The organism is Streptomyces phaeolivaceus, assembly GCF_009184865.1.
In the GTDB taxonomy this organism is placed as follows: domain Bacteria; phylum Actinomycetota; class Actinomycetes; order Streptomycetales; family Streptomycetaceae; genus Streptomyces; species Streptomyces phaeolivaceus.
Map to the genome: position 1 here is coordinate 667,773 of NZ_CP045096.1, position 20,215 is coordinate 687,987.

Consider the following 20,215-nt stretch of genomic DNA (forward strand, 5'->3'; position numbering starts at 1 on the left):
GGCTGTCTGTGGCTGGTCGCGCAGTTCCCCGCGCCCCTTGAGGTGCGCTGCAGGGCCCGGCGACGGATAAGGGCTCTCAGTCCATCCACCTGCCTGTAGTCAGCAGTCTTTCGATCGCTGTCGTGAACGGGGCGATGTCCAGGCCCTGTTGTCTCAGCCAGTCGTCCGAGTAGTACTTGTCGAGGTAGCGGTCGCCCGGGTCGCAGAGCAGGGTCACCACACTGCCCTGGCGGCCCGCCGTGACCATCTCGGCCGCGATCTTGAGGGCGCTCCACAGGCCCGTGCCCGTGGAGCCGCCCGCCTTGCGGCCTATGGCGTTCTCCAGGGCGCGTACGGCGGCGACAGTGGCCGCGTCGGGGACCTTCATCATGCGGTCGACGGCGCCGGGGACGAAGCTGGGCTCCATCCGTGGGCGGCCGATGCCCTCGATACGGGAGCCGCAGTCGCAGGTGACGTCGGGGTCGCCGGTGGTCCAGCCCTCGAAGAAACAGGAGTTCTCGGGGTCGGCGACACAGATACGGGTGTCGTACTGCATGTAGTGGACGTACCGGGCGATGGTCGCGGAGGTGCCGCCCGTGCCGGCGGTGGCGACGATCCAGGCGGGCTCGGGGAAGCGCTCCAACCGGAGCTGGCGGAACATGGATTCGGCGATGTTGTTGTTGCCCCGCCAGTCCGTGGCCCGCTCCGCGTAGGTGAACTGGTCCATGTAGTGGCCGCCGGTCTCCCGCGCGAGGCGGGCGGACTCCTCGTACATCCTCCGTGAGTCGTCCACGAAGTGGCAGCGGCCACCGTGGAACTCGATCAGACGGATCTTCTCGGCGCTGGTCGTGCGGGGCATGACGGCGATGAAGGGGACGCCGATCAGCTTGGCGAAGTACGCCTCCGAGACGGCGGTCGAGCCGCTGGAGGCCTCGATGACGGGGCGGCCCGGCCGGATCCAGCCGTTGCACAGGCCGTAGAGGAAGAGGGAACGGGCGAGGCGGTGCTTGAGGCTGCCGGTGGGGTGCGTCGACTCGTCCTTGAGATACAGGTCGATGCCCCAGCTCTCGGGCAGCGGGAAGCGCAGCAGATGGGTGTCGGCGGAACGGTTGGCGTCGGCCTGGACCTTCCGCACGGCTTCTTTGAGCCAGCCTCGGTACTCGGTGTCGCTGTGATCGACGTCGAGGGTCGCGCCAGGACGGGTGGGGTGGGGGGTGCTCACGGCGTGCTCCTCACGCATTGCGCCGACGGCGGATCGCGGCGTCGGACAACCCGATCATAAGCACCTTCCGCACGCTTCTCACCTGCATAAACAGTCCTTTGAGCACCTCAAAGACACTCCTGTGGCGAGTATGCGCGGGGCGCATGGGGGGCGCATGCCGCGCGTGCGCCGGAACCCCGCCCCCGGTCCACCGTGCGCACTGGTGCTCGACGCGGGGGACGTGCAGACTTCACCGCACGGGCCGGGTCGATGCCCGGGGGTCACCCGGGGGGAGGCGGCCTCGGGCACACTGGATCACGGTCCGCCGGACACGGATCACGACAGAGGACAGTCGAGGCGCACTAGGGGGCGGGGTACATGGCCGAGCCGGAATTCACGGCCACGGGCGTGCGGATCGGAAAGCGGCTGCGGCAGCTGACCCGGGCGGGGCAGGTCCGGATCGAGGGCGGCAGGCTGCAGTTGCTGACCAGTTACGGCAGCGAGATCGACAGCGCGCCGGTGCAGGCGGTACGCGCCTCGAAGCCCTGGTTCGCGAACGACGACCGGGCGCTGGCCGACGTCAACGGCACCCGCTACACGCTCACGCTGAACGAGCACGACCCCGCCCCGGGGAAGCCGGGACCGCCCTCGGCGCGCCGGTTCATAGAGGCGGTGCGCAGGGCCGCGGGGCGCGGCTGACGAACCGCGAGTTGCGGGACGGGACCCCCTGGGTCACTCTGGTCTCACATCACTCTGGGTTTACCGGCGATAACGCTGCGAACCAGCCCGCCGGCCATGTCAGCAGGCGGCGGTTTTCGCCCAGCCACCTCGCTGGATCCGTACTCCGATCTTCTTCCGGACTCAACTTCGGGGAGTCGCAGCCGTGATCAGCCAGCAAAGCAGGCACTGCACGGTGGAGCTCCAAGCCCTGCCGTCGCGGATCGGCCAGGTCCGCAGAATCGTATCTGCGCAATTGCGCTACTGGCATCTGGATCCCTTGATAGAGCGGGCCGCACTCGGGGTGACCGAGCTGCTGTCCAACGTCCACCGGCACGCCGAGCCGGACAAGATGTGCACCGTGGAGATGGAGTTGCTCCTCGGCCGGCTCACGGTCTCGGTGCACGACAACGACCCCCGCCTCCCGGTCGTCCAGGACGCGGAGCCCTTCGCCACCTGCGGTCGCGGTCTCGCGATGGTCGCCGCGGTCAGCGAGAGCTGGGGTGTGCGCCCGCACGGCGAGACGGGGAAGGTCGTGTGGTTCACGCTGCCGGCGTCCTCGGCGGCGGTGCCGAAGATCTCGCCGTACGACGCCGGGCGGACGCTCGACGTCGGGCCGGCCCTCGACACCGGACAGCCGTACGACACCGGACGCAGGCCCGCCGCGCGTGGGCGCAGGTCCGAACACGCTCCCGCCCGGTCGGCCGTCGCAGGCTGACCGGGCGGTGACCATCCCGTCGTACGGCGGAGTGGACGCGTGGGCCGGGGCGGGTGGGCGCGACGGTCAGCCCGCACCGCCCTTGGCTGCCGGGCCGAACTGCTCGTCCAGGACGGACAGTCGGCGCCAGTACTCGTCCTCGTCGATCTCACCGGAGGCGAAGCGGCGGCCGAGCACCGCGATCGGGGAGTCGCCGGAGGGGCGGGGGTCGCCGCCGTACCGGCGGGGATCCGCGCGCCACGGCCCCCGATGGCCGCGCCCGAGCGTGCGGCGCAGGAGGGTGACGGCGCCGACCACGAGCGCCGCCCAGATCAGCGGGAAGAGAAGGGGCCAGGGCCCGGGGCCGCCGTCCCAGCTCGCGAGGGTCCGCATCTCGGACTCATCTCCTTGGTCGTGTCCATCGCGCGCCTCGCACTCTTCGTGCTCTTCGTGCGCCGCGCGTTCTTCGAGATGCTTCGAGGCTCTCTCCGGGAGGGGGTGCGGGGCGTCGTACGGTCGGCGGCAGTGCGGGTACTTCCCGCGCGGTAGACCGCGCGGTGGGCGACGCCCACCCGGCTAGCCCACGGAGATGTCCACCGCCGGCCGCAGCTTCGCCGCCGAGGCCAGGGCCTCGTGGACGGGGTTGGTGTCGAAGGCGGCCAACAGGGCTCGGTCCGCGGGGTGTTCGGCGGCCGGGTAGGCGATCTGCTCGTAGGCGGTCTGGAAGCGGGGACCCCAGCGGCGGGCGCCGAGGCGGGCCGTGCGGGAGCAGTTGTCGACCATGTACGCGACGTCCCGGGCGCGCATGTAGGGCAGGAGGGAGTCGACCGCCTCGATGACGGACTCGTTGACGATCTCCGACCAGGGATGGCCGCGTTCGGCGAACTCGTCGACCTGGGCGGTCATGGTGGCGACGAAGACACCGGCGGTGAACGGGTCCACCGGGCCCCCGGGCAGACCGCGCTCGTCCCGGCGGGCGTGCGCGCGGTCGCTCAGGGACCACATCGGTGAGCCGCCGATCCGGCTCATCGGGCGGGTGCCCAGACGGCGTTCGGCCAGGATCACGCTGCGCAGCTCGGTGCCGTCGGCGACCTCGTCGTAGATCTCGGCGACGATCTCCCGGGCGGGCCCGTACGTGGCCGTGTAGGCGCGGTCGAAGACGTCCCGGCCGGAGGCGTCGAGGCTTTCGCGGACCGCGCGGAGCCCGGCGCGGGAGATGGTGCGGGCGATCGGGCCGGTGATGTTCTCGCAGGACCGCGCGTACGCGGTCGTCCCGTCGTCGCCCGCGAGCCGGTAGCGGGTGTACAGGCTCTCGACGATGCCGTGGACCGCGCCGAGCAGGACGGCGCGTTCGCCCACGATGTCGGAGAGGTACTCGCTCTCCAGGGTGGTCCGGAAGGTGTACGGGGAGCCGAGGGCGACCGACCAGGCGAGGGCGCGGTCGGTGGCGTTGCCGTCGGGGTCGGCGTGGACGGCGTAACTGCTGTTGATCCCGGCGCCGTTGATCTCGGCGCCCTGCTCGTAGAGACGGCGGACCGAGTCGCCCATCCCCTTGGGGCAGACGGCGACGACGCCGTGTCCGGGAGGGAAGTCGCCGCCGGTCTCGCGGAGGTGGCCGAGGAGGAAGCCGTGGGAGAGGCCGATCGTGGCGCCGGGTTTCAGGGCGGCGAAGATCTTCCGGTGGTGGGCGGCGAGGGCCGCGTCGGCGATCAGCAGGACGACGAGGTCGCTGTCGGCGGTGACGGCGAGCCAGTCGCCGAGGGTGCCGTCCTCCTCGGTGAAGCCGTGGGCGCGGGCGTCGGCGGCCGAGGCGGAGCCGGGGCGCAGTCCGACGGCCACGGTGATGTCGGTGCCGGCGAGGGAGTCGCGCAGATTGCGGGCCTGGGCCCGGCCCTGCGGGCCCCAGCCGACGACCCCGATGCGGCGCACACCGGCGAGGGCCCGGGGCAGCAGCGGGAACAGGTGCCGGCCGCCGCGCAGGATGGTCTCGGTGCCGCCGGGCACGTCCATGGTTTCGAGGGCGAAGACGGTGGAGGTGGTCATGGAGGAGTTGTAGGGTCCGGGCGAGTGTTGCGGCAAGCGCAACCTTCGCAGCGGTGTGTTGCGGATGATGAAAGAGCCAGGTGGGCGGGTATGCGGGACGATCATCGTGAGCTGCGGCTGTTCCTGCATCTGGCCCGGACCCTGAACTTCGGCCGGACCAGCCTGGACTGCCATGTCAGCCCGGCGACGCTGACGCGGACCGTGCAGCGGCTGGAGGCCGACCTCGGGCACCGGCTCTTCGACCGGGGCCCGCGGGGCGTCTCGCTGACGGCCGAGGGGCACCGCTTCCGTGAATACGCGGTGCGGGCGCTGGAGTTGTGGCGCGCGTATCGCGAGGAGCATCCGGACCCCGCCGAACTCACCGGTCGGCTGGCCGTGTTCGCGACGGTGACCGCGTGTCAGGCACTGCTGCCGGACCTGTTGGCGCCGTTCCGCGCGGCCCATCCGCAGGTGCGCCTCGATCTGCGCACGGGTGACGCGGCGGCGGCGCTGGCCCGGCTGGACGAGGGCGAGGCGGACGTGGCGGTCGCGGGCATCCCGGCGCGGCTGCCGGAGCCACTCGTGAGCCGGACGGTGGCCACGACGGACCTGGTGTTCGTCACCGCGCACGACCGCCCGGACCCCGGACTCGACGGCCCCTTCGTCCTGCCCCACCGGGGCCTGGTCCGCGACGCCGCCGACCGCTGGTTCCGCTCCCACGGCGTCTCCCCCGAGCCGGCGGCCGAACCGGAGGGCCACGAGGCGCTGTTGGCGCTGGTCGCGCTGGGCTGTGGCACCGGGGTGATCCCCCGACTGGTGCTCGACCACAGCGCCGTACGGGACCGGCTGACGGTGATCCCCGCCGACCCGCCGCCCGCGCCGTTCCCGATCGGGCTGTGCGTGCGGCGGGCGGATCTGCGGCGGCCACAGGTGGCGGCCCTGTGGAGCCTCACGGCCGAGTTCACCTCCTGATCATCTCGGCGACAACTCTCGTACCCTCACAAGCAATTCGAATTTTCCTCTCCCTCACGGCGTTCGGAATTATTGCTTTCACTTCTCATCTGCGGCACAACCTTCAACGATCCCCGGGCCTCTAATTCGGCGAACCGAAATGAGGGGTCCGTCGAAAAATGAAGTGGGTAGTCCAACGGAACTCGGTGCGCCGAGCGGACAGGGACCGGGCGTGAAACAGAAAACCCGTTCCGCGGCGAGACTCCGCCCGCAGGGAAAAGCCGCGCTGTTCGCCGCCGTGTTCACCGTCGCCGTGCTCTGCGCCGGCGACGCGGTGGCCCGCGGCTACCCGTTCGGGCCGCGTACCCGCGGTGTCAACGACCTCGGCAACCAGTACGTGCCGTTCCACGCGCACCTGTGGGACCTGCCGCACGGCGGGGCCGACGGCGGGCTGCTCGTCAACCGGCAGGCCTTCGTGCTCTGCGCGCTGCTGGTGATCGCCGCCTGGCACTCCCTGTCGTACGGCGTTCCCGGGCCGCGTGCGCTGGGCGCGGCGGGTGCGGTGCTGGCGCTGGTGATCGTCGTCGCGAGCGGCAGTGAGCGGACCACGCGCGCCTTCACCCTGCCGCTCGCCCTGCTCGCCGCCGCCGGCGCGCTGGGCGGGCTGATCCTGCTCGGGCTGCGGCGGAGGGACGGCAGGCCGCTCGCGGTTCTCGCCGTGGCGCTGCTGGTGTGCACGCAGTTCGGCGAGGCCGCCGTCACCGCCGCCGCCGACACCCGGCTGCGCCTCGGGCACATGGACGACTACGCGCCGTGGGGCGCGCGGCAGCGGGCACAGTCGGCGGCGATCGCCGAGGCTGACGGCTGGCCCCGCCACCGGACCGATCCGGGCCGGGAGCAGACCGTCGGCAACGATCCGCTGCTGGTGGGCGGGCAGGGCGCCCAGTACTACAGCAGTCTGACCTCCGACGTGCTCAGCCGGACGCTCACCGCGCTCGGTGGCGGCTGGACCTCGCGGGGCCGCAGTGCGCAGAGCCTGGACAACGCCGTCACGGACGTGGTCTTCTCCGTCGGCGCCCGGGTGCACTCCCCGCCGGACCCGCACCAGAACTGGTTCCCGCAGGACGGCAGCGGGGTGACCGTGACCCGGCGGGACGTGCCGCCACTGGTGACGGTACGGCCGCACACCGACCGCGCCGACGGCCCCACGGACCTCTCCGGCTTCGGGGCGTCGCCGTACCGCAACCAGGAACTGCTGCTGGGCTCGCGGGTGTACACCGTGCCCCGGCTCACCGTGCGCACGGCGGCCGGGAAACCGCCGTCGCCCAGTGACGACGGGCGGCCCGGGGTGATGGTGGGCCCGCTGCCGTACGCGAGCGCGCCGAAGAAGCCGACCATCACGGGCGGTTGCCCGGCGGGGGCCGAGCTGTACCTGTGGGCGCCGCATCTCTCGGGCACCGCGCGGCTCACCGACGGCGCCAATTCCGGTACGGGCGCGAGTGCCAGTGCGAGTGCGAGTGCCGGCTCCGGCTCCGGCTCCGGCTCCGGCTCCGGCTCCGGTGGGGAGTTGACCGGGCGGTTCCGGTCCGATCAACCCGTCACCAAGATCGCCCCGATGCAGCGGCTGGGCACGGTCGGGGACTCCGGACAGTTCCGGATCGAGCTGTCGCCCGACCGGACGAGTCTCGTCCCGGACGGCGCGGTCGGCTGCCTGGACACCGCCCGGCTGCGCACCGCCGTGGCGGGGCTGAAGGCCACCGGTGCCACGAGCGTGAGCGTGGAGGACGGCACCATCAGGGCCGAACTGCCTGCCCACAGCACGGGGATCGCCGACATCGCGGCGCCCCGGATCTCCGGCTGGCGCTGTGCCGCCGACGACGCCCCCGCCCTGCCCGCCAAGAACCACTACGGGCTGATCGCCGTGCCCCTGTACGGCTCCGCGAGCAGTGTGACCTGCGCCTTCCATCCACCGGGGCTGCGCCTGGGCACGGCGGTCGGGGCCGTCTCGCTCAGCGCCACGCTTCTGATCGGGGCGACCGGCCTGGTCCGCCGTCGACGGGAACGGGCCGCGCCCGTCCCCGTACCCCCGGCCACCACTCGACCCGCGCCCGACGACGACCCGACCGCACACGAGCGGCTGACCACCGCGCGCTGAACCGCACCCCTGGGGGGAGAACATGCTCATCTCGATCGTCGCACCCTGCTACAACGAGGAAGCCGTCGTCGCGCGCTTCCACGAGGAGATCCAGAAGGTCGCGGAGGAACTGCTCCCGCTCGGCCACGACATGGAGTTCGTGTACGTGGACGACGGCAGCCGGGACCGCACGCTCACCGTGCTGAAGCAACTGGCCGAGCAGGACGCGCGCGTCCGGTACGTCTCGTTCAGCCGCAACTTCGGCAAGGAGGCGGCGCTGCTCGCGGGACTGCGGCACGCCTCGGGCGAGTCCGTGATCGTCATGGACGCCGATCTGCAGCACCCGCCGGAACTGATCCGCCGCATGGTCGGCCTACGGGAACAGGGCTACGACCAGGTCACGCCCGCCGCACCCGCACCGGCGACGGGCTCGTGCGCACCGCCACCGCCCGCCTGTACTACCGGCTGGTGAACCGGCTCGTGGACGTCGAACTCGTCGACGGCGTGGGCGACTTCCGGCTGCTGTCCCGCCGGGTGGTGGACGCGGTCCTGGACCTCACCGAGTACAACCGGTTCTCCAAGGGCCTCTTCGCCTGGGTCGGTTTCCCGGGCACGACCTTCGCGTACGAGAACGCGGTGCGCGAGCACGGCCGCAGTTCCTGGAGTCTGCGGTCGCTGCTCGACTACGGGCTGGACGGGCTGCTCTCCTTCAACAACCGGCCGCTGCGGGCCGCCCTGTACGTCGGCCTGTGCCTGCTGGTGTGCGCGGGGCTCCAAACGGCGTGGATCGTGGGCTCGGCACTCGTCAACGGCGTGGAGACTCCGGGCTATGTCACCATCGTCATGGCCGTCACCGGGCTCGCCGGCGTACAGATGATCATGCTCGGGGTGATCGGGGAGCACACCGGCCGGATCTACTACGAGGTGAAGGGGCGCCCGCACTTCCTGGTGAAGGCGACCAATGTGGAGGAGGCGGCGCGGATGGAGCGGACGGAGGGGCACGCGGCGTGCGGCACGACGAAGGACCCCATTCGCTGATGGGGACGGCGACACGGACCAGGACGCTCCCCGAGGCCCACCCGGGGCCGGAGCGCCGCATATCAGGACAGATCATCACCTTCGCCCTGGTCGGCGTGGTCAACACCCTGACCTACTACGGCCTTTACCTGTTGTTTCTCCATTGGCTGCCCTATCTCGGCGCGCATGTTCTTGCATTCATCCTGAGCATGACGGGTTCCTTTTTCCTCAACGCGCGATTCACCTATCGCACCCGTCCGACCTGGCGTAAATTCCTGCTGTTTCCGCTGACCAATGCCACGAATTTCCTGCTCACCACGACGGGCGTTTATGTGATCGTGGACGTCCTGCACGCGGGCAGCCGGTTCGCCCCGCTGCTCGCTTCGGGGGCGGCGATCCCCGTGACGTTCGTGGTGTCCCGCACGATCATGCTGCGGGGCTCCCGGCCCGTGTGAGGGGGGTCAGACCAGCGCGCCCAGCGGGTCGTCGAGCACCGGTTGCCACGCCAACTCGGCCGCTCCGACCAGGCTGTTGTGATCGAGGGTGCAGGCCAGGATCGGCGGGACCCCGCTCTGCCGGCCCCACAGGCTGCGGTCGGCGACGACGGCGCGCAGCCGGTCGGGGTCGGCGTCGAGCAGGGAGCCGTGCATCCCGCCGAGGATGATCCGGTCCGGGTTGAGGATGTTGACCAGGCCCGCGAGCCCGAGGCCGAGACGGTCGATGATGGCCTCGGCGGCCGTACGGACGACCGGGTCGCCGTACCGGGTGCGGATCAGCTCGTTGGCCTGCTGGAGCAGTGAGCCCTCGGGGCCCGGGTCGCGGCCGACGGCGGTGAGGAAGGCGCGCGGGTCGGCCTCGACGTCGAGGCAGCCTCGGCTACCGCAGTGGCAGGGGCGGCCCTCGGGGTTGACGGTGAGGTGACCGACCTCCAGGGCGAGGCCCGAACTGCCCATGTGCAGGCGGCCGTCGAGGACCAGCGCACCGCCGACGCCCCGGTGCCCGGTGGCCACGCACAGCAGATCGCGGGAGCCGCGCCCGGCGCCGTGCCGGTGCTCGGCGAGGGCGGCGAGGTTGACGTCGTTGGCCGCGAACGCGGGCCCCTCGATACCGGCCGCGCGGACCCGCTCGGCGAAGATCTGCCGGACGGGCGCCCCGGCCGGCCAGGCCAGGTGCAGCGGGTTCAGTGCCAGCCCCGCCGGTTCGGCGACCGCGGACGGCACGGCGAGACCGGTGCCCACGCATCGCCGGCCGGTCTCCCGCAGCAGTTCGGCGCCCGCGTCGACGACCGAGCCGAGCACCTTCGCCGGGTCGGCGTCCACGATCTCGCAGGCGGGTGTGGTGGCGACGATCCGTCCGCCGAGCCCGACCAGCGCGGCCCGCCAGCCGTCGGCGTGCACCTGGGTGGCGAGCGCGACGGGCCCCTCCTCGGCGACTTCGAGGCGGTGCGAGGGCCGGCCCTGCGATCCGGCGGCGGCGCCCGGGTGCGCGTCGACCCGGATCAGCCCCAGCGCCTCCAACTCGGCGGCGACGGCACCGGCGGTGGCGCGGGTGACGCCCAGTTCGGCGGTGAGCACGGCCCTCGTCGGTGCCCGGCCGGTGTGCACCAGTTCCAGCGCCGGACCGAGTGCGCCCCTCCCCCGGTCCAGCCGGGTGCGTGTCGCCGTCGGTGTCCCTTCGCCCGCCGCCTTGGGGGCCGCCTTCCCGTCCATGAGGGCGAGTCTCCCATGATCCGCACGGCGCGGAACCACGCCGGCGGCCGTCAGCCGTCGTCGAACCCGCCGACCCGCAGGGTGACGTTCAGCCGGCCGGTCAGCCCCAGCCGGGCGGGCGCGGTCCCCGCGCACACCCGGGGCACCCCGTGGTACGCCTGCCGTGCCGGCCCGCCGAACACGAAGAGATCACCGCTGCGCAGCTCCACGTCCGTGTACGGCCGCGACCGGGTCTCCGTGTCGCCGAAGCGGAAGACGCAGGTGTCACCGAGGCTCAGCGACACCACCGGCGCGTCCGGCCGCTCGTCGGCGTCCCGGTGCGTGCCCATGCGGGCGTCGCCGTCGTAGAAGTTGATCAGCGCGATGTCGGACGCGGCGGACGCGACCTCCTCACCCGGGGCGCCGGTGACCCGGGCGTCCGCGCCCAGGACGTCCATGACCGCGCGCCGGCCCAGCTCGCCCAGCCAGGGCGGGAACGGTTTCACGGGTGCGCCGTCGACGGCCGTGCGGGCGTAGGCGTACGGGTACCAGTGGTGGCCGAGGCAGACCTGCCGGGCGGTCATCGTGGCGCCGCCGGGCGTGCGGACCGTGCGGAGTCAGGTGGGCGGCCGGTCCCACGCTCGGCGGGCATCCAGAAGCCGACGCTGCGCGCGGGACCGTTCGGCGGCCGGGCGTGGGCCGGTGCTCGGTTAGCCTGGGCACACGATGAGCGACCGTATGACCGCGCCCTGGGGCGAATACACCCTGGCCCGCTTTCCCGAGGACCCCCGTGACCAGCTGCGCGCCTGGGACGCGTCCGACGCGTATCTGCTGCGCCACCTCGCGGAGAGCGGGACCGTGCTGGACGGGGCGGTCGTGGTCGTCGGGGACCGCTGGGGCGCGCTGACCACCGCGCTGGCCACCGCGTCGGCCGGGCACGGGCCGACGCAGATCACCGACTCGTTCCTGAGCCGGGAGGCGACACGGGCCAACCTGGGGCGCAACGGTGTGGCTGCGGACGCTGTACGGCTGCTCACCACCCGGGACACTCCCCCGGACCGGATCGACGTGCTCCTGGTCCGGGTCCCCAAGAGCCTCGCGCTGCTGGAGGACCAGTTGCACCGGCTCGCGCCCGCCGTGCACGAGGGCACGGTCGTGATCGGCACCGGGATGGTCAAGGAGATCCACACCTCGACGCTCAGGCTGTTCGAGCGGATCCTCGGCCCGACCCGCACCTCGCTCGCCCAGCAGAAGGCGCGGCTGATCTTCTGCACTCCGGACGCTGCGGTCCTCAAGGCCCGGGGTGCCGTTCCATGGCCGTACTCCTATCAACTCCCCGATGACACCGGCCTGTTGGCCGGGCGGTCCGTGGTCAATCACGCGGGGGTGTTCTGCGCCGACCGGCTCGACATCGGCACCCGGTTCTTCCTGCGGCACCTGCCGGGGGACACGGGCGGTGGACGGGTCGTCGATCTGGGGTGCGGCAACGGCGTGGTCGGTACGGCGGTCGCGCTGGCCGACCCGGACGCCGAGGTGGTGTTCGTGGACGAGTCGTACCAGGCGGTGGCCTCGGCGGAGGACACGTACCGGGCGAACCGGCCGGGCGGCGGGACGACCGAGGGGACAGCGGGCGGGAAGGCCGAGTTCGTGGTCGGCGACGGGCTGGAGGGGTTCGCGGCGGGCAGTGTCGATCTCGTCCTGAACAATCCGCCGTTCCACTCCCATCAGGCGACGACCGACGCCACGGCCCGGCGGATGTTCACCGGGGCGCGGCGGGCGCTACGGCCGGGTGGTGAGCTGTGGGTGGTCGGGAACCGTCATCTGGGCTATCACGTGACGCTGCGGCGGATCTTCGGCAACAGTGAACTCGTCGCGAGCGACGCCAAGTTCGTGGTGCTGCGGGCCGTCAGGCAGGGCTAGGCCCCGTCGTCACCTTCCCGTCGTCGCCCGGAGGGCGGCCTCGCGGCGTCGTGGGGGTACCTCACCTGGCGGCCCCGGCCGGGAGGGTCGCGGCGCCGCGCAGGGCACGCGGGGAGGCGCCCAGTTCCCGGCGGCACGCCTTGTTGAAGGCCTGGAGGTCGGGGATGCCGACGGACGCGGCCACGGCGGGGATGGAGAGGGTCGTGGCGCGGAGCAGATGGTGGGCGCGTTCGAGTCTGCGGCGGCGGATGTAGGCGACGACCGTGCCGCCGGTCTCGGCGTGGAACAGCCGGGTCAGATGGTTGTGGGAGACACCGGCCACGCGGGCCACCTCCGGGATGGTGAACGGCGCGGCGAGATGGGCCTCGATGTGGGCGATGGCGGTGGTGACCGCGGGATGCGGGCCTGGGGCCGCCGCGGCCGGCGGGGTGAGGTGGGCGACGCGCCACAGGGCGGTCCACAGTTCGGCGCGGGTGCGGTCGGGCTCGCTCGGGGCGGCGGCCACCGCCTGGAGCAACAGGCCGGTGAGCGTGGGGAGTTCGGGGCCGGTGTCCTGCACCACCGGGACCGTGCGGGCGGGTCCGGCCGGGGCGATGCGCAGATGGGCGAAGAGGTGTTCGGAGCGGCCCCGGTAGCGGTAGCGGACGGTGGTGCCGGGCGGGACCAGACTGACCCGGCCGGGGCGGATGACATGGGCCGTGCCGTCGACGGTCAGTTCGGCCTCGTACTGGTAGAGGTGCAGTTGCCACAGCTCCGGCAGCCGGAACACGTCCGTGCGGCTCGCGACGCCGTGCACGCCGACACCGATGAGGGCGACATCCGGCGGCTCACCGAGGTGGATCTCCGTCTCCCGCATGTCCGGAAAAATATCAGTGACGGGCGTCACACTCCGGTCCCCGGCGGCGCGCTTCGCAAGACGGTCACAATCCCACGCGCGACGGACGCGTACGGGCCGTCACGGGGACGCGGACGGAGCGGTCGCCTCCGTCCGCAGGACGCCGATGAGGCGGGCCACCGTCTCCGTCATCGCCGCCCGGCCCGCCGCGAGGTACCGGCGCGGGTCCACGACCTCGGGGCGGGCGGCGAGATGTTCACGGATCGCGCCGGTCAGGGCGATGTTGAGCGCGGTGCCGATGTTGACCTTGGCGATGCCGCCGGTGACGGCCGTCCGCAGTTCGTGGTCCGGGACACCGGAGGAGCCGTGCAGGACGAGGGGGACGTCGAGGGCGGCGGCCAGCCGTTTCAGGAGGGCGTGGTCGAGGGCGGCGGTGCGGGTGGTCATCGCGTGCGAGCTGCCGATGGCGACGGCGAGGGCGTCCACGCCCGAATCGGCCACGAAGGCCCGTGCCTCGTCGGGGTCGGTCCGGGCGCCGGGCGCGTGCGCGTCGAGCGGCGCCGAGCCGTTCTTGCCGCCCACCTGCCCCAACTCGGCCTCGATCCAGAGCCCTTGACCGTGCGCCCAGGCCACTGCGGTGTGGGTGGCGGCGAGGTTGTCCAGGTAGGGCAGGTGGGAGGCGTCGTACATCACGGAGCTGAACCCGGCGTCGGCGGCCCGGCGCAGCAGGCCCTCGCTCCGGATGTGGTCGAGGTGGAGGGCGACGGGCACGGCGGCCCGCTCGGCGGCGGCGGTCGCGGCGCGGGCCAGTGGGAGCACGTCCCCGCCGTGGAACCCGACCGCGTTCTCGCTGACCTGGAGCACGACGGGCGCGGCGACGGACTCGGCGCCCGCGACGACCGCTTCGACATGCTCCAGGGTGATGACATTGAACGCGGCGACCGCGGAGTGCGCGGCGGCGGCCCCGGTGATCAGTTCACCGGTCGTAGTGAGCGGCACGACTCCTCCTGTTTCAGCGGGCGTTCGTGTCGGGGGCGTCGAGGATCACCGAGCGGGTGAGATGGCGCGGGCGGTCGGGGTCGAGGCCGCGGGCGGCGGCCACGGCGACGGCGAGCCGCTGGGCGCGGACCAGTTCGGCAAGCGGATCGAGCCCGCCGACCACCCAGGTCCCGCCGGTCTCCCGCACCTGCGCGGCCAGCCCCTCGGGCGCCTCGCCGAGCATCCAGGTCGCCGTGGAGCGGGTGCTGACGCTGATCGGGCCGTGCCGGTACTCCATCGCCGGGTACGCCTCGCTCCAGGCGAGCGCGGCCTCCCGCATCTTCAGCGCGGCCTCCTGGGCGAGGCCCACGGTCCAGCCCCGGCCGAGGAAGGTGAACTGGGTGCTGTCGACGAGCCCTTCGGGCAGCGGTGCCGCCAGCGCGGTGCGCGCGTCGGCGACGGCGGCCTCGGTGTGCAGGCCCAGATGGGCGCGGAGGAGGGTGAGGGCGGTGGTGGCGAAGCGGGTCTGCACGACGGACCTCTCGTCGGCGAAGTCCAGGACGACGCTGTCGTCCGCGGTCGTCATGACGGGGGTGGCGGGGTCGGCGGTGACCGCCGTCGTGCGTGTACGGCCCCGGAGCGCGTCCAGCAGTTCCAGCACCTCGGTGGTGGTGCCGGAGCGGGTGAGGGCGACGACCCGGTCGTAGGCGCGTCCGTGGGGGAACTCCGAGGCCGCGAACGCGTCCGTCTCCCCGTGCCCGGCCCGCTCGCGCAGGACGGCGGCGGCCTGCGCCATGAAGTACGACGTGCCGCAGCCGACGAGCGCCACCCGCTCCCCCGGCGCGGGCAGGACCCCGGCGTGTTCGACCGCCCCGGCGGCGGCTCGGGTCCAGCACTCGGGCTGGGTGCGCAGTTCGTCCTCGACATGGGTCATACGGTCACCCTCCCCGGGAGGCACCGGGATCATGCTTGTTGTTGCAATGTATGGTCGACTTTCGAGCATCTTCGAGCACAGGCGCGTCCGCGCGCAAGAGGAGGGCCCATGTCCCGCGACGCCCGCTGGCAGACCCTGCTCGAACTGCTGGTCGAGCGGGGGCGGCTGGACGTCGAGGAGGTGGCCGCCGAGCTGGGGGTGTCCGCAGCGACGATCCGGCGGGACTTCGACCAGCTCGCCGAGCAGCAGATGCTGGTGCGCACCCGGGGCGGCGCGGTCGTGCACGGCGTGTCGTACGAGCTGCCGCTGCGCTACAAGACGGCCCGGCGCGCCACGGAGAAGCAGCGCATCGCGAAGGCGGTGGCGGATCTCGTCGCCCCCGGCGAGGCGGTCGGCCTGACCGGCGGCACGACCACCACCGAGGTGGCGCGGGCGCTGGCCGTCAGGGGCGATCTGGCCGGACGGGGTGATCCGGCGTCCGGCGCGCCCGCGCTGACCGTGGTCACGAACGCGCTCAACATCGCGAGCGAGCTGGCCGTGCGGCCACAGTTCAAGATCGTGGTGACGGGCGGGGTGGCCCGCGCCCAGTCGTACGAACTCGTCGGCCCGCTCGCCGACGGCGTGCTCGACCGGATCACGCTGGACGTGGCCGTCCTCGGTGTGGTCGCGCTGGACGTCGTGCACGGCGCCGCCGCGCACGACGAGGCGGAGGCGGCCGTGAACCGGCTGCTGTGCGAGCGTGCCGAGCGGGTCGTGGTCGCGGCCGACTCCAGCAAGCTGGGGCGGCGGGCCTTCGCCTGGATCTGTGCGACGGGGTCGGTGGACACGCTGGTGACGGACTCGGCGGCGGCGCCGGAGACCGTGCGTCGGTTCGAGGAGGCCGGGGTGCGGGTCGTCGCCGTCTGAGGCCGGCCGGTGGGGTGTCGGGCCTGGAACGGGGTCGGCCCGTGAGCCGGTTTCGGTGTCAGTCCTGGAGCCAGGGGGCCAGCATGCCGCCCCGCTTCAGCGTGGTCAGGACGAGGGAGACGTCGATCGAGGTGACGTCGTGGAGCCACGGGGAGCGGGTGACGAAGTCATGGAGGGTGGTCTCGTCGGGGAACGCGGTGAGGACGAGGAGTTGGCGTTCGCCGGTGACGAAGCTGGTGTAGCGGACGTGGGCGGACTCGGCGAGGGCCGCCGTCACGGGGTCGACCTTCGCCGGGGGTGTACGGACCCAGAGGACGGCCTCGACCGGCAGTCCCAGCACCGCGGGTTCGATCACGGCGCGGATACGGACCCGGCCGTCGCGCCGTAACGTGCCGAGGCGGCGGCGCGCGGTGGCCTCGGACACGCCCGAGACGCGGGCGAGTTCGTCGTAGGTGCGGCGCCCGTCCTCGGCGAGGGCGTGCAGCAACAGCCGGTCGGCGCGGGAGAGTTCGAGGGAGGTCTCACCGGTCGGCAGCGGATCGGGGATCGGTGGCGGCGCGGTGTCGGAGGGGGACGAGCCCTTCAGCGCGGCGATCTCGGCCTCGGTGAGCAGGCCCGTGTGCCACTCCCGGATGGTGCGGACATGGCGCAGCACGGGAAGGGTGTGGGTCTCCACCACGCCCGGCAGACCGGCGAGTTCGTCCAGCACCAGGCCCGCCAACCGGTCGCGGGGCCAGCGCAGTTCGGCGAGACAGTCCGGGGTGCCGGTGAGGACGTGGGCGAAGACGCAGTCGGGGCGGCGGGCCAGCGCGGTGGCGGTGACCCGGGCCCGGCCGGGGGCGCAGCGGACGCCGACCACGGCACTGCGCCCGCGCATCGCCATCGCCCCGATCCGGACGAGACCGGCCTCCACGAGACGGGTGCCGCGCCGGACCACGGTGCGCTCGGGCTCGCCGAGGGCCGCCGCGATACGGTGCCAGGCGGCCCGGCCGTCGATCTGCAGCGCGCTGATGATGCGCCGGTCCAGCGAATCCGTCACGGGTCCGGTCTGCGGTGCGTCCATCGGCCCCAGCCTATGGCGGATTCCGTCAACTCCGCAGGGCTTCTTGTTCCCTTCCGTCGCCGTGGCCCAGCCTGCCGTGAAGTGGAATGGCGTGGTCCCGCACGGTCTCCCCGCCGTGCGGGCCCATCCCCCACGCACCCGCACCCGCACCCGCACCCGCCGCACGAACCCATGACTCCCGTGACTCCCCGACGTACGGAGATGGTTGACGTGACGCTGCCCCCCGGCGGTCCCCCACGTTCCCCGGCCGCCGACTTCTCTCCGCGGGTGCCGCTCCGGCCCGCCTGCGGTCGGCGGGGCCGATCGGCGCTCCTGGGCCCCGGGCTGGTGCTGGCCGCCGCCAGTGTGGGCGCCGGCGACATGGTGACGTCGCTGGCGGGCGCCGCCGGGTACGGGATGGCGCTGATGTGGGCGATCGTCATCGGTGTCGTCCTCAAGTACGCGCTCACCGAGGCGGTGGGCCGACTGTACCTGGCCACCGGGCAGACCGTGATCGCGAGCCTGAAGTCGGCGGCCCGCTGGCTCCCGGCGGCCTTCCTGCTGTTCGTCCTGGTGATCGGGCTGCTGTACGGGGCGGCGCTCAGCTCGGTGGCGTCCCTGGCCCTGTCGACGCTGTTTCCCGTGCTGCCGGTCCGGCCGGTCGCCCTGGTGATCGCGCTGGTGGCGGCGGCGATCGTATACGTCGGCCGGTACACGGTGTTCGAGCGGGTGATGAGCGTCTTCCTGCTCGCCAAGTTCCTCGGCATGGCCGTCCTGGCGGTGGCCACGCTCGCCACCGCCGACGATCTGCCCGGCCTGCTCGGCGACCGCGCATCTGGAGCGGATCGAGCGGGTCGATCCGGCGGTGAACGCGATCGTGACGCTGGTGGCCGACCGGGCGCTGGAGCAGGCGGCGGAGGCGGACGACCGGATGGCGGCCGGAGAGCCGGTCGGCCCGCTGCACGGGCTGCCCGTCGCGCACAAGGATCTGCACGACACCGCGGGCATCCGTACGACGTCCGGCTCACCGATCTTCGCCGACCGGGTCCCCGACCAGAACCATCTGGTGGTGGAGCGGCTGCGGAAGGCGGGCGCGATCACGCTCGGCAAGACCAACGTCCCCGAACTGGGCCTGGGTTCGCACACCGTCAACCCCGTGTTCGGGGCGACGCGCAATCCGTACGACCTCTCCCGCAGCGCGGGCGGCAGCAGCGGCGGGGCGGGGGCGGCGCTCGCCTGCGGGATGCAGCCGATCGCCGACGGCAGCGACACCGGGGGCTCGCTGCGCAATCCCGCCTCCTTCAACAACGTCGTGGGGCTGCGGCCCTCGCCCGGCCGGGTGCCGTCCTGGCCGGACAAGGCGCCCTGGGGCCAGCTGTCGGTGAAGGGGCCGATGGCCCGGACCGTGGCGGACGTCGCCCTGACCCTGTCCGTGCTCGCCGGTCCCGACCCCCGCGATCCGCGTTCCCTGCAGACGCCCGGCTCCACCTTCGCCTGGCAACTCGACGGCGATCTACGGGGGTTGCGGGTCGCCTGGTCCCCGGATCTCGGTGGGCGGGTGCCCGTCGACCCGGAGGTACGGGAGGCGCTGCGCCCGGCGCCCGAGGTGTTCGCCGCGCTGGGCTGCGAGGTCGAGGAGGCCTGCCCGGACCTGAGGGGCGCGGACGAGGTGTTCCTCGCCCAGCGCGCCTGGCAGGTGGAGCTGTCGTACGGGCCGCTGCTGGACGACCACCGCGACCGGCTCGCCCCGGACGTGATCTGGAACATCGAGGAGGGCCGCAGGCTGGGCGGCCCCGACCTGGGGCGGGCGCAGGCGCTGCACGGCGCGCTCTTCCACCGGGTCCGTGAGTTCTTCGAACGGTACGACCTGCTGTTGCTGCCGGTCAGCCAGGTCGCGCCCTTCGACATCGGCCTGGCGTATCCGACGGTCGTCGACGGCACCCCGATGGAGACCTATCTCGACTGGATGCGGTCGGCGTATCTGATCTCCGTCACGGGGTGCCCGGCCCTGTCCGTGCCGGCCGGGTTCACCCCGGAGGGGCTGCCGGTCGGGTTGCAGATCGTGGGGCCGCACCGGCGGGACTGGTCGGTGCTGCGGGCCGGGCACGCGTTCGAGCGGGCGACGCGGGTGGGTGAGCGACGGCCGCCGGTGGTGGCCGCCGCGCCCGGGGGTGCCGTACGGCGGTCAGTGTGAGTGGTCCTCCGGTTGTCCCGGCTCCGCCGCTTCTCCCGCGCGGACCGTGAACGCCGCCGTGTGCACCTTGCCCTCGTGCTTGAAGTCGAGGAAGAGGCGGTAGGTGCCGTCGCTGGGTGCCGTGGCCGTGAAGGAGATGGCGGGGCCGGGGCGGGTCTTCCCGTCGCCGGGCTCGCCGTTCGGGTGCACGTGCAGATAGGCGAGGTCGCCGGAGCGCAGGGCGACCAGGTGGCCGTAGGCGCCCAGGTAGGGCTGGAGGTCGGTGACGGGCCTGCCGTCGCGGGAGACCTTCAGCTTCAGCTCGCTCCCGGCGCCCGCGCGCAGGCTTCCGTCCAGCTCGACCTCGTAGCCGTTGACCTCGGTGGTGTCGGCCGGCGCCGGGAACTTCGCCGGCTTGTACGTGCCCGCCGCCGCGAGGTCGGCCCCCAGGGTGAGGTTCTCGGCGTTCTTCCCGGCCGGGGTGAAGTCGGCGAAGACGCGGTAGTCGCCCGCCCTGGGCAGGTCGACGGGGGTGCTCCAGGTGCCGTCGGCGGCGCGCACGGGGTGCAGATGGCGGAAGGTGACCAGGTCGCGTGAGGCGAGGATGAGGTGGAGTTCCTTGTCGTGCTCGCGCTGGAACGCGGTGACGGCACGGCCGTCCTCGTCCCGGATGACGAACCGCAGGTCGCCGCGGTGCCCGGCGGTGACGTCCGGGGTCCGCAGGTCGAGGGTGTAGCCGCCCTCCGAGATCTGCAGTCCACCGGCCGGGGCCGAGGCCTGTCCGCCCTCCCCCCCTCCCCCGGGATCCGGTGACTCCTCGTCCTCGCCGTGGGCGTCATGGGGCGCGCTCACCGCCGGGGCCTCGGTGTCCGAGACCACGGGTTCGACGCCCTTGCCCACGCCGTACGCGGCGCCGAACGTCGCGGCCAGCGCGGCGGCGAACGCGGTGATCCTCAGTCCGGTGTTCATGGCCGTCTCCTCGGGATTTCGGGGCCTCCACTCAGCTCACGATACCCCTAGG

17 protein-coding genes and 3 pseudogenes are annotated in these 20,215 nt (G+C 72.8%); 10 read left to right on the forward strand and 10 right to left on the reverse strand.

The window, feature by feature from the left end; all coding sequences use genetic code 11:
• Positions 1 to 76: 76 nt before the first annotated feature.
• Positions 77 to 1,201: an L-cysteine desulfhydrase Cds1 gene (locus tag F9278_RS03365; protein ID WP_152166920.1), complete on the reverse strand. Its 1,125-nt coding sequence runs from the start codon at positions 1,199 to 1,201 to the stop codon at positions 77 to 79.
• A 357-nt stretch (positions 1,202 to 1,558) separates the two neighbouring features.
• Between F9278_RS03365 and F9278_RS03370 the strand changes: the two genes are divergently transcribed.
• Complete coding sequence (locus tag F9278_RS03370; RefSeq protein ID WP_152166921.1) at positions 1,559 to 1,879, forward strand: hypothetical protein; 321 nt, start codon at positions 1,559 to 1,561, stop codon at positions 1,877 to 1,879.
• A 184-nt stretch (positions 1,880 to 2,063) separates the two neighbouring features.
• Entirely contained in the window at positions 2,064 to 2,615 is a 552-nt protein-coding gene (locus F9278_RS03375) for an ATP-binding protein (protein WP_193241352.1), read from the forward strand.
• A gap of 66 nt (positions 2,616 to 2,681) precedes the next feature.
• On the opposite strand, the gene F9278_RS03380 is transcribed toward F9278_RS03375, so the two are convergent.
• Together F9278_RS03380 and F9278_RS03385 are read right to left on the reverse strand one after the other, a co-directional pair.
• The gene (locus tag F9278_RS03380; protein ID WP_152166922.1) at positions 2,682 to 2,987 is read right to left on the reverse strand and encodes an SHOCT domain-containing protein; all 306 of its coding nucleotides are present in this window, start codon (positions 2,985 to 2,987) and stop codon (positions 2,682 to 2,684) included.
• 183 nt (positions 2,988 to 3,170) lie between these two features.
• Complete coding sequence (locus F9278_RS03385) at positions 3,171 to 4,637, reverse strand: ketol-acid reductoisomerase (RefSeq protein WP_152166923.1); 1,467 nt, start codon at positions 4,635 to 4,637, stop codon at positions 3,171 to 3,173.
• Positions 4,638 to 4,727: 90 nt separating this feature from the next.
• On the opposite strand from F9278_RS03385, the gene ilvY reads away from it, so the two are divergent.
• From ilvY to F9278_RS03405, 4 genes and pseudogenes are all read left to right on the forward strand, one after another.
• A complete protein-coding gene (ilvY, locus tag F9278_RS03390; protein ID WP_152166924.1) occupies positions 4,728 to 5,588 on the forward strand; it encodes an HTH-type transcriptional activator IlvY in 861 nt (286 codons plus the stop codon).
• 211 nt (positions 5,589 to 5,799) lie between these two features.
• A complete protein-coding gene (locus F9278_RS03395; protein WP_226966615.1) occupies positions 5,800 to 7,722 on the forward strand; it encodes a hypothetical protein in 1,923 nt (640 codons plus the stop codon).
• Between the two features lie 22 nt (positions 7,723 to 7,744).
• Positions 7,745 to 8,739 (forward strand): annotated as a pseudogene (locus tag F9278_RS03400) (glycosyltransferase family 2 protein).
• Entirely contained in the window at positions 8,739 to 9,173 is a 435-nt protein-coding gene (locus F9278_RS03405; protein ID WP_152173672.1) for a GtrA family protein, read from the forward strand. The pseudogene F9278_RS03400 and the gene F9278_RS03405 overlap by 1 nt, the downstream one beginning before the upstream one ends.
• A 6-nt stretch (positions 9,174 to 9,179) precedes the next feature.
• On the opposite strand, the gene F9278_RS03410 is transcribed toward F9278_RS03405, so the two are convergent.
• Together F9278_RS03410 and F9278_RS03415 are read right to left on the reverse strand one after the other, a co-directional pair.
• Positions 9,180 to 10,427 carry an ROK family protein gene (locus F9278_RS03410; RefSeq protein WP_152166925.1) on the reverse strand — a complete coding sequence of 416 codons (1,248 nt, stop codon included), beginning with the start codon at positions 10,425 to 10,427 and terminating at the stop codon, positions 9,180 to 9,182.
• A gap of 50 nt (positions 10,428 to 10,477) precedes the next feature.
• Positions 10,478 to 11,062: pseudogene (locus tag F9278_RS03415) on the reverse strand (alpha-ketoglutarate-dependent dioxygenase AlkB).
• Between the two features lie 70 nt (positions 11,063 to 11,132).
• Here F9278_RS03415 and F9278_RS03420 point away from each other — a divergent pair.
• Positions 11,133 to 12,326, forward strand: a complete 1,194-nt coding sequence (locus F9278_RS03420) for a methyltransferase (RefSeq protein ID WP_193241353.1) — start codon at positions 11,133 to 11,135, stop codon at positions 12,324 to 12,326.
• Between the two features lie 61 nt (positions 12,327 to 12,387).
• Here the strand turns inward: F9278_RS03420 and F9278_RS03425 are convergent, their stop codons facing one another.
• The 3 genes from F9278_RS03425 to F9278_RS03435 form a co-directional block, all read right to left on the reverse strand.
• The gene (locus F9278_RS03425) at positions 12,388 to 13,182 is read right to left on the reverse strand and encodes an AraC family transcriptional regulator (RefSeq protein ID WP_152166926.1); all 795 of its coding nucleotides are present in this window, start codon (positions 13,180 to 13,182) and stop codon (positions 12,388 to 12,390) included.
• A 99-nt stretch (positions 13,183 to 13,281) separates the two neighbouring features.
• Positions 13,282 to 14,160: a class II fructose-bisphosphate aldolase gene (locus F9278_RS03430; RefSeq protein WP_152166927.1), complete on the reverse strand. Its 879-nt coding sequence runs from the start codon at positions 14,158 to 14,160 to the stop codon at positions 13,282 to 13,284.
• Between the two features lie 13 nt (positions 14,161 to 14,173).
• Complete coding sequence (locus F9278_RS03435; RefSeq protein WP_152166928.1) at positions 14,174 to 15,073, reverse strand: SIS domain-containing protein; 900 nt, start codon at positions 15,071 to 15,073, stop codon at positions 14,174 to 14,176.
• A 108-nt stretch (positions 15,074 to 15,181) separates the two neighbouring features.
• On the opposite strand from F9278_RS03435, the gene F9278_RS03440 reads away from it, so the two are divergent.
• Complete coding sequence (locus tag F9278_RS03440; protein ID WP_152166929.1) at positions 15,182 to 15,979, forward strand: DeoR/GlpR family DNA-binding transcription regulator; 798 nt, start codon at positions 15,182 to 15,184, stop codon at positions 15,977 to 15,979.
• A 58-nt stretch (positions 15,980 to 16,037) separates the two neighbouring features.
• On the opposite strand, the gene F9278_RS03445 is transcribed toward F9278_RS03440, so the two are convergent.
• Complete coding sequence (locus F9278_RS03445; protein WP_152166930.1) at positions 16,038 to 17,042, reverse strand: Lrp/AsnC family transcriptional regulator; 1,005 nt, start codon at positions 17,040 to 17,042, stop codon at positions 16,038 to 16,040.
• 201 nt (positions 17,043 to 17,243) lie between these two features.
• Between F9278_RS03445 and F9278_RS48630 the strand changes: the two are divergent.
• Both F9278_RS48630 and F9278_RS03455 read left to right on the forward strand, forming a co-directional pair.
• Positions 17,244 to 17,804: pseudogene (locus F9278_RS48630) on the forward strand (Nramp family divalent metal transporter); the annotation flags it as partial.
• Between the two features lie 52 nt (positions 17,805 to 17,856).
• Positions 17,857 to 19,215 carry an amidase gene (locus F9278_RS03455; protein WP_404819001.1) on the forward strand — a complete coding sequence of 453 codons (1,359 nt, stop codon included), beginning with the start codon at positions 17,857 to 17,859 and terminating at the stop codon, positions 19,213 to 19,215.
• Here F9278_RS03455 and F9278_RS03460 read toward each other — a convergent pair.
• Entirely contained in the window at positions 19,207 to 20,163 is a 957-nt protein-coding gene (locus tag F9278_RS03460; RefSeq protein WP_152166931.1) for a hypothetical protein, read from the reverse strand. The genes F9278_RS03455 and F9278_RS03460 overlap by 9 nt on opposite strands.
• Between the last annotated feature and the right edge of the window lie 52 nt (positions 20,164 to 20,215).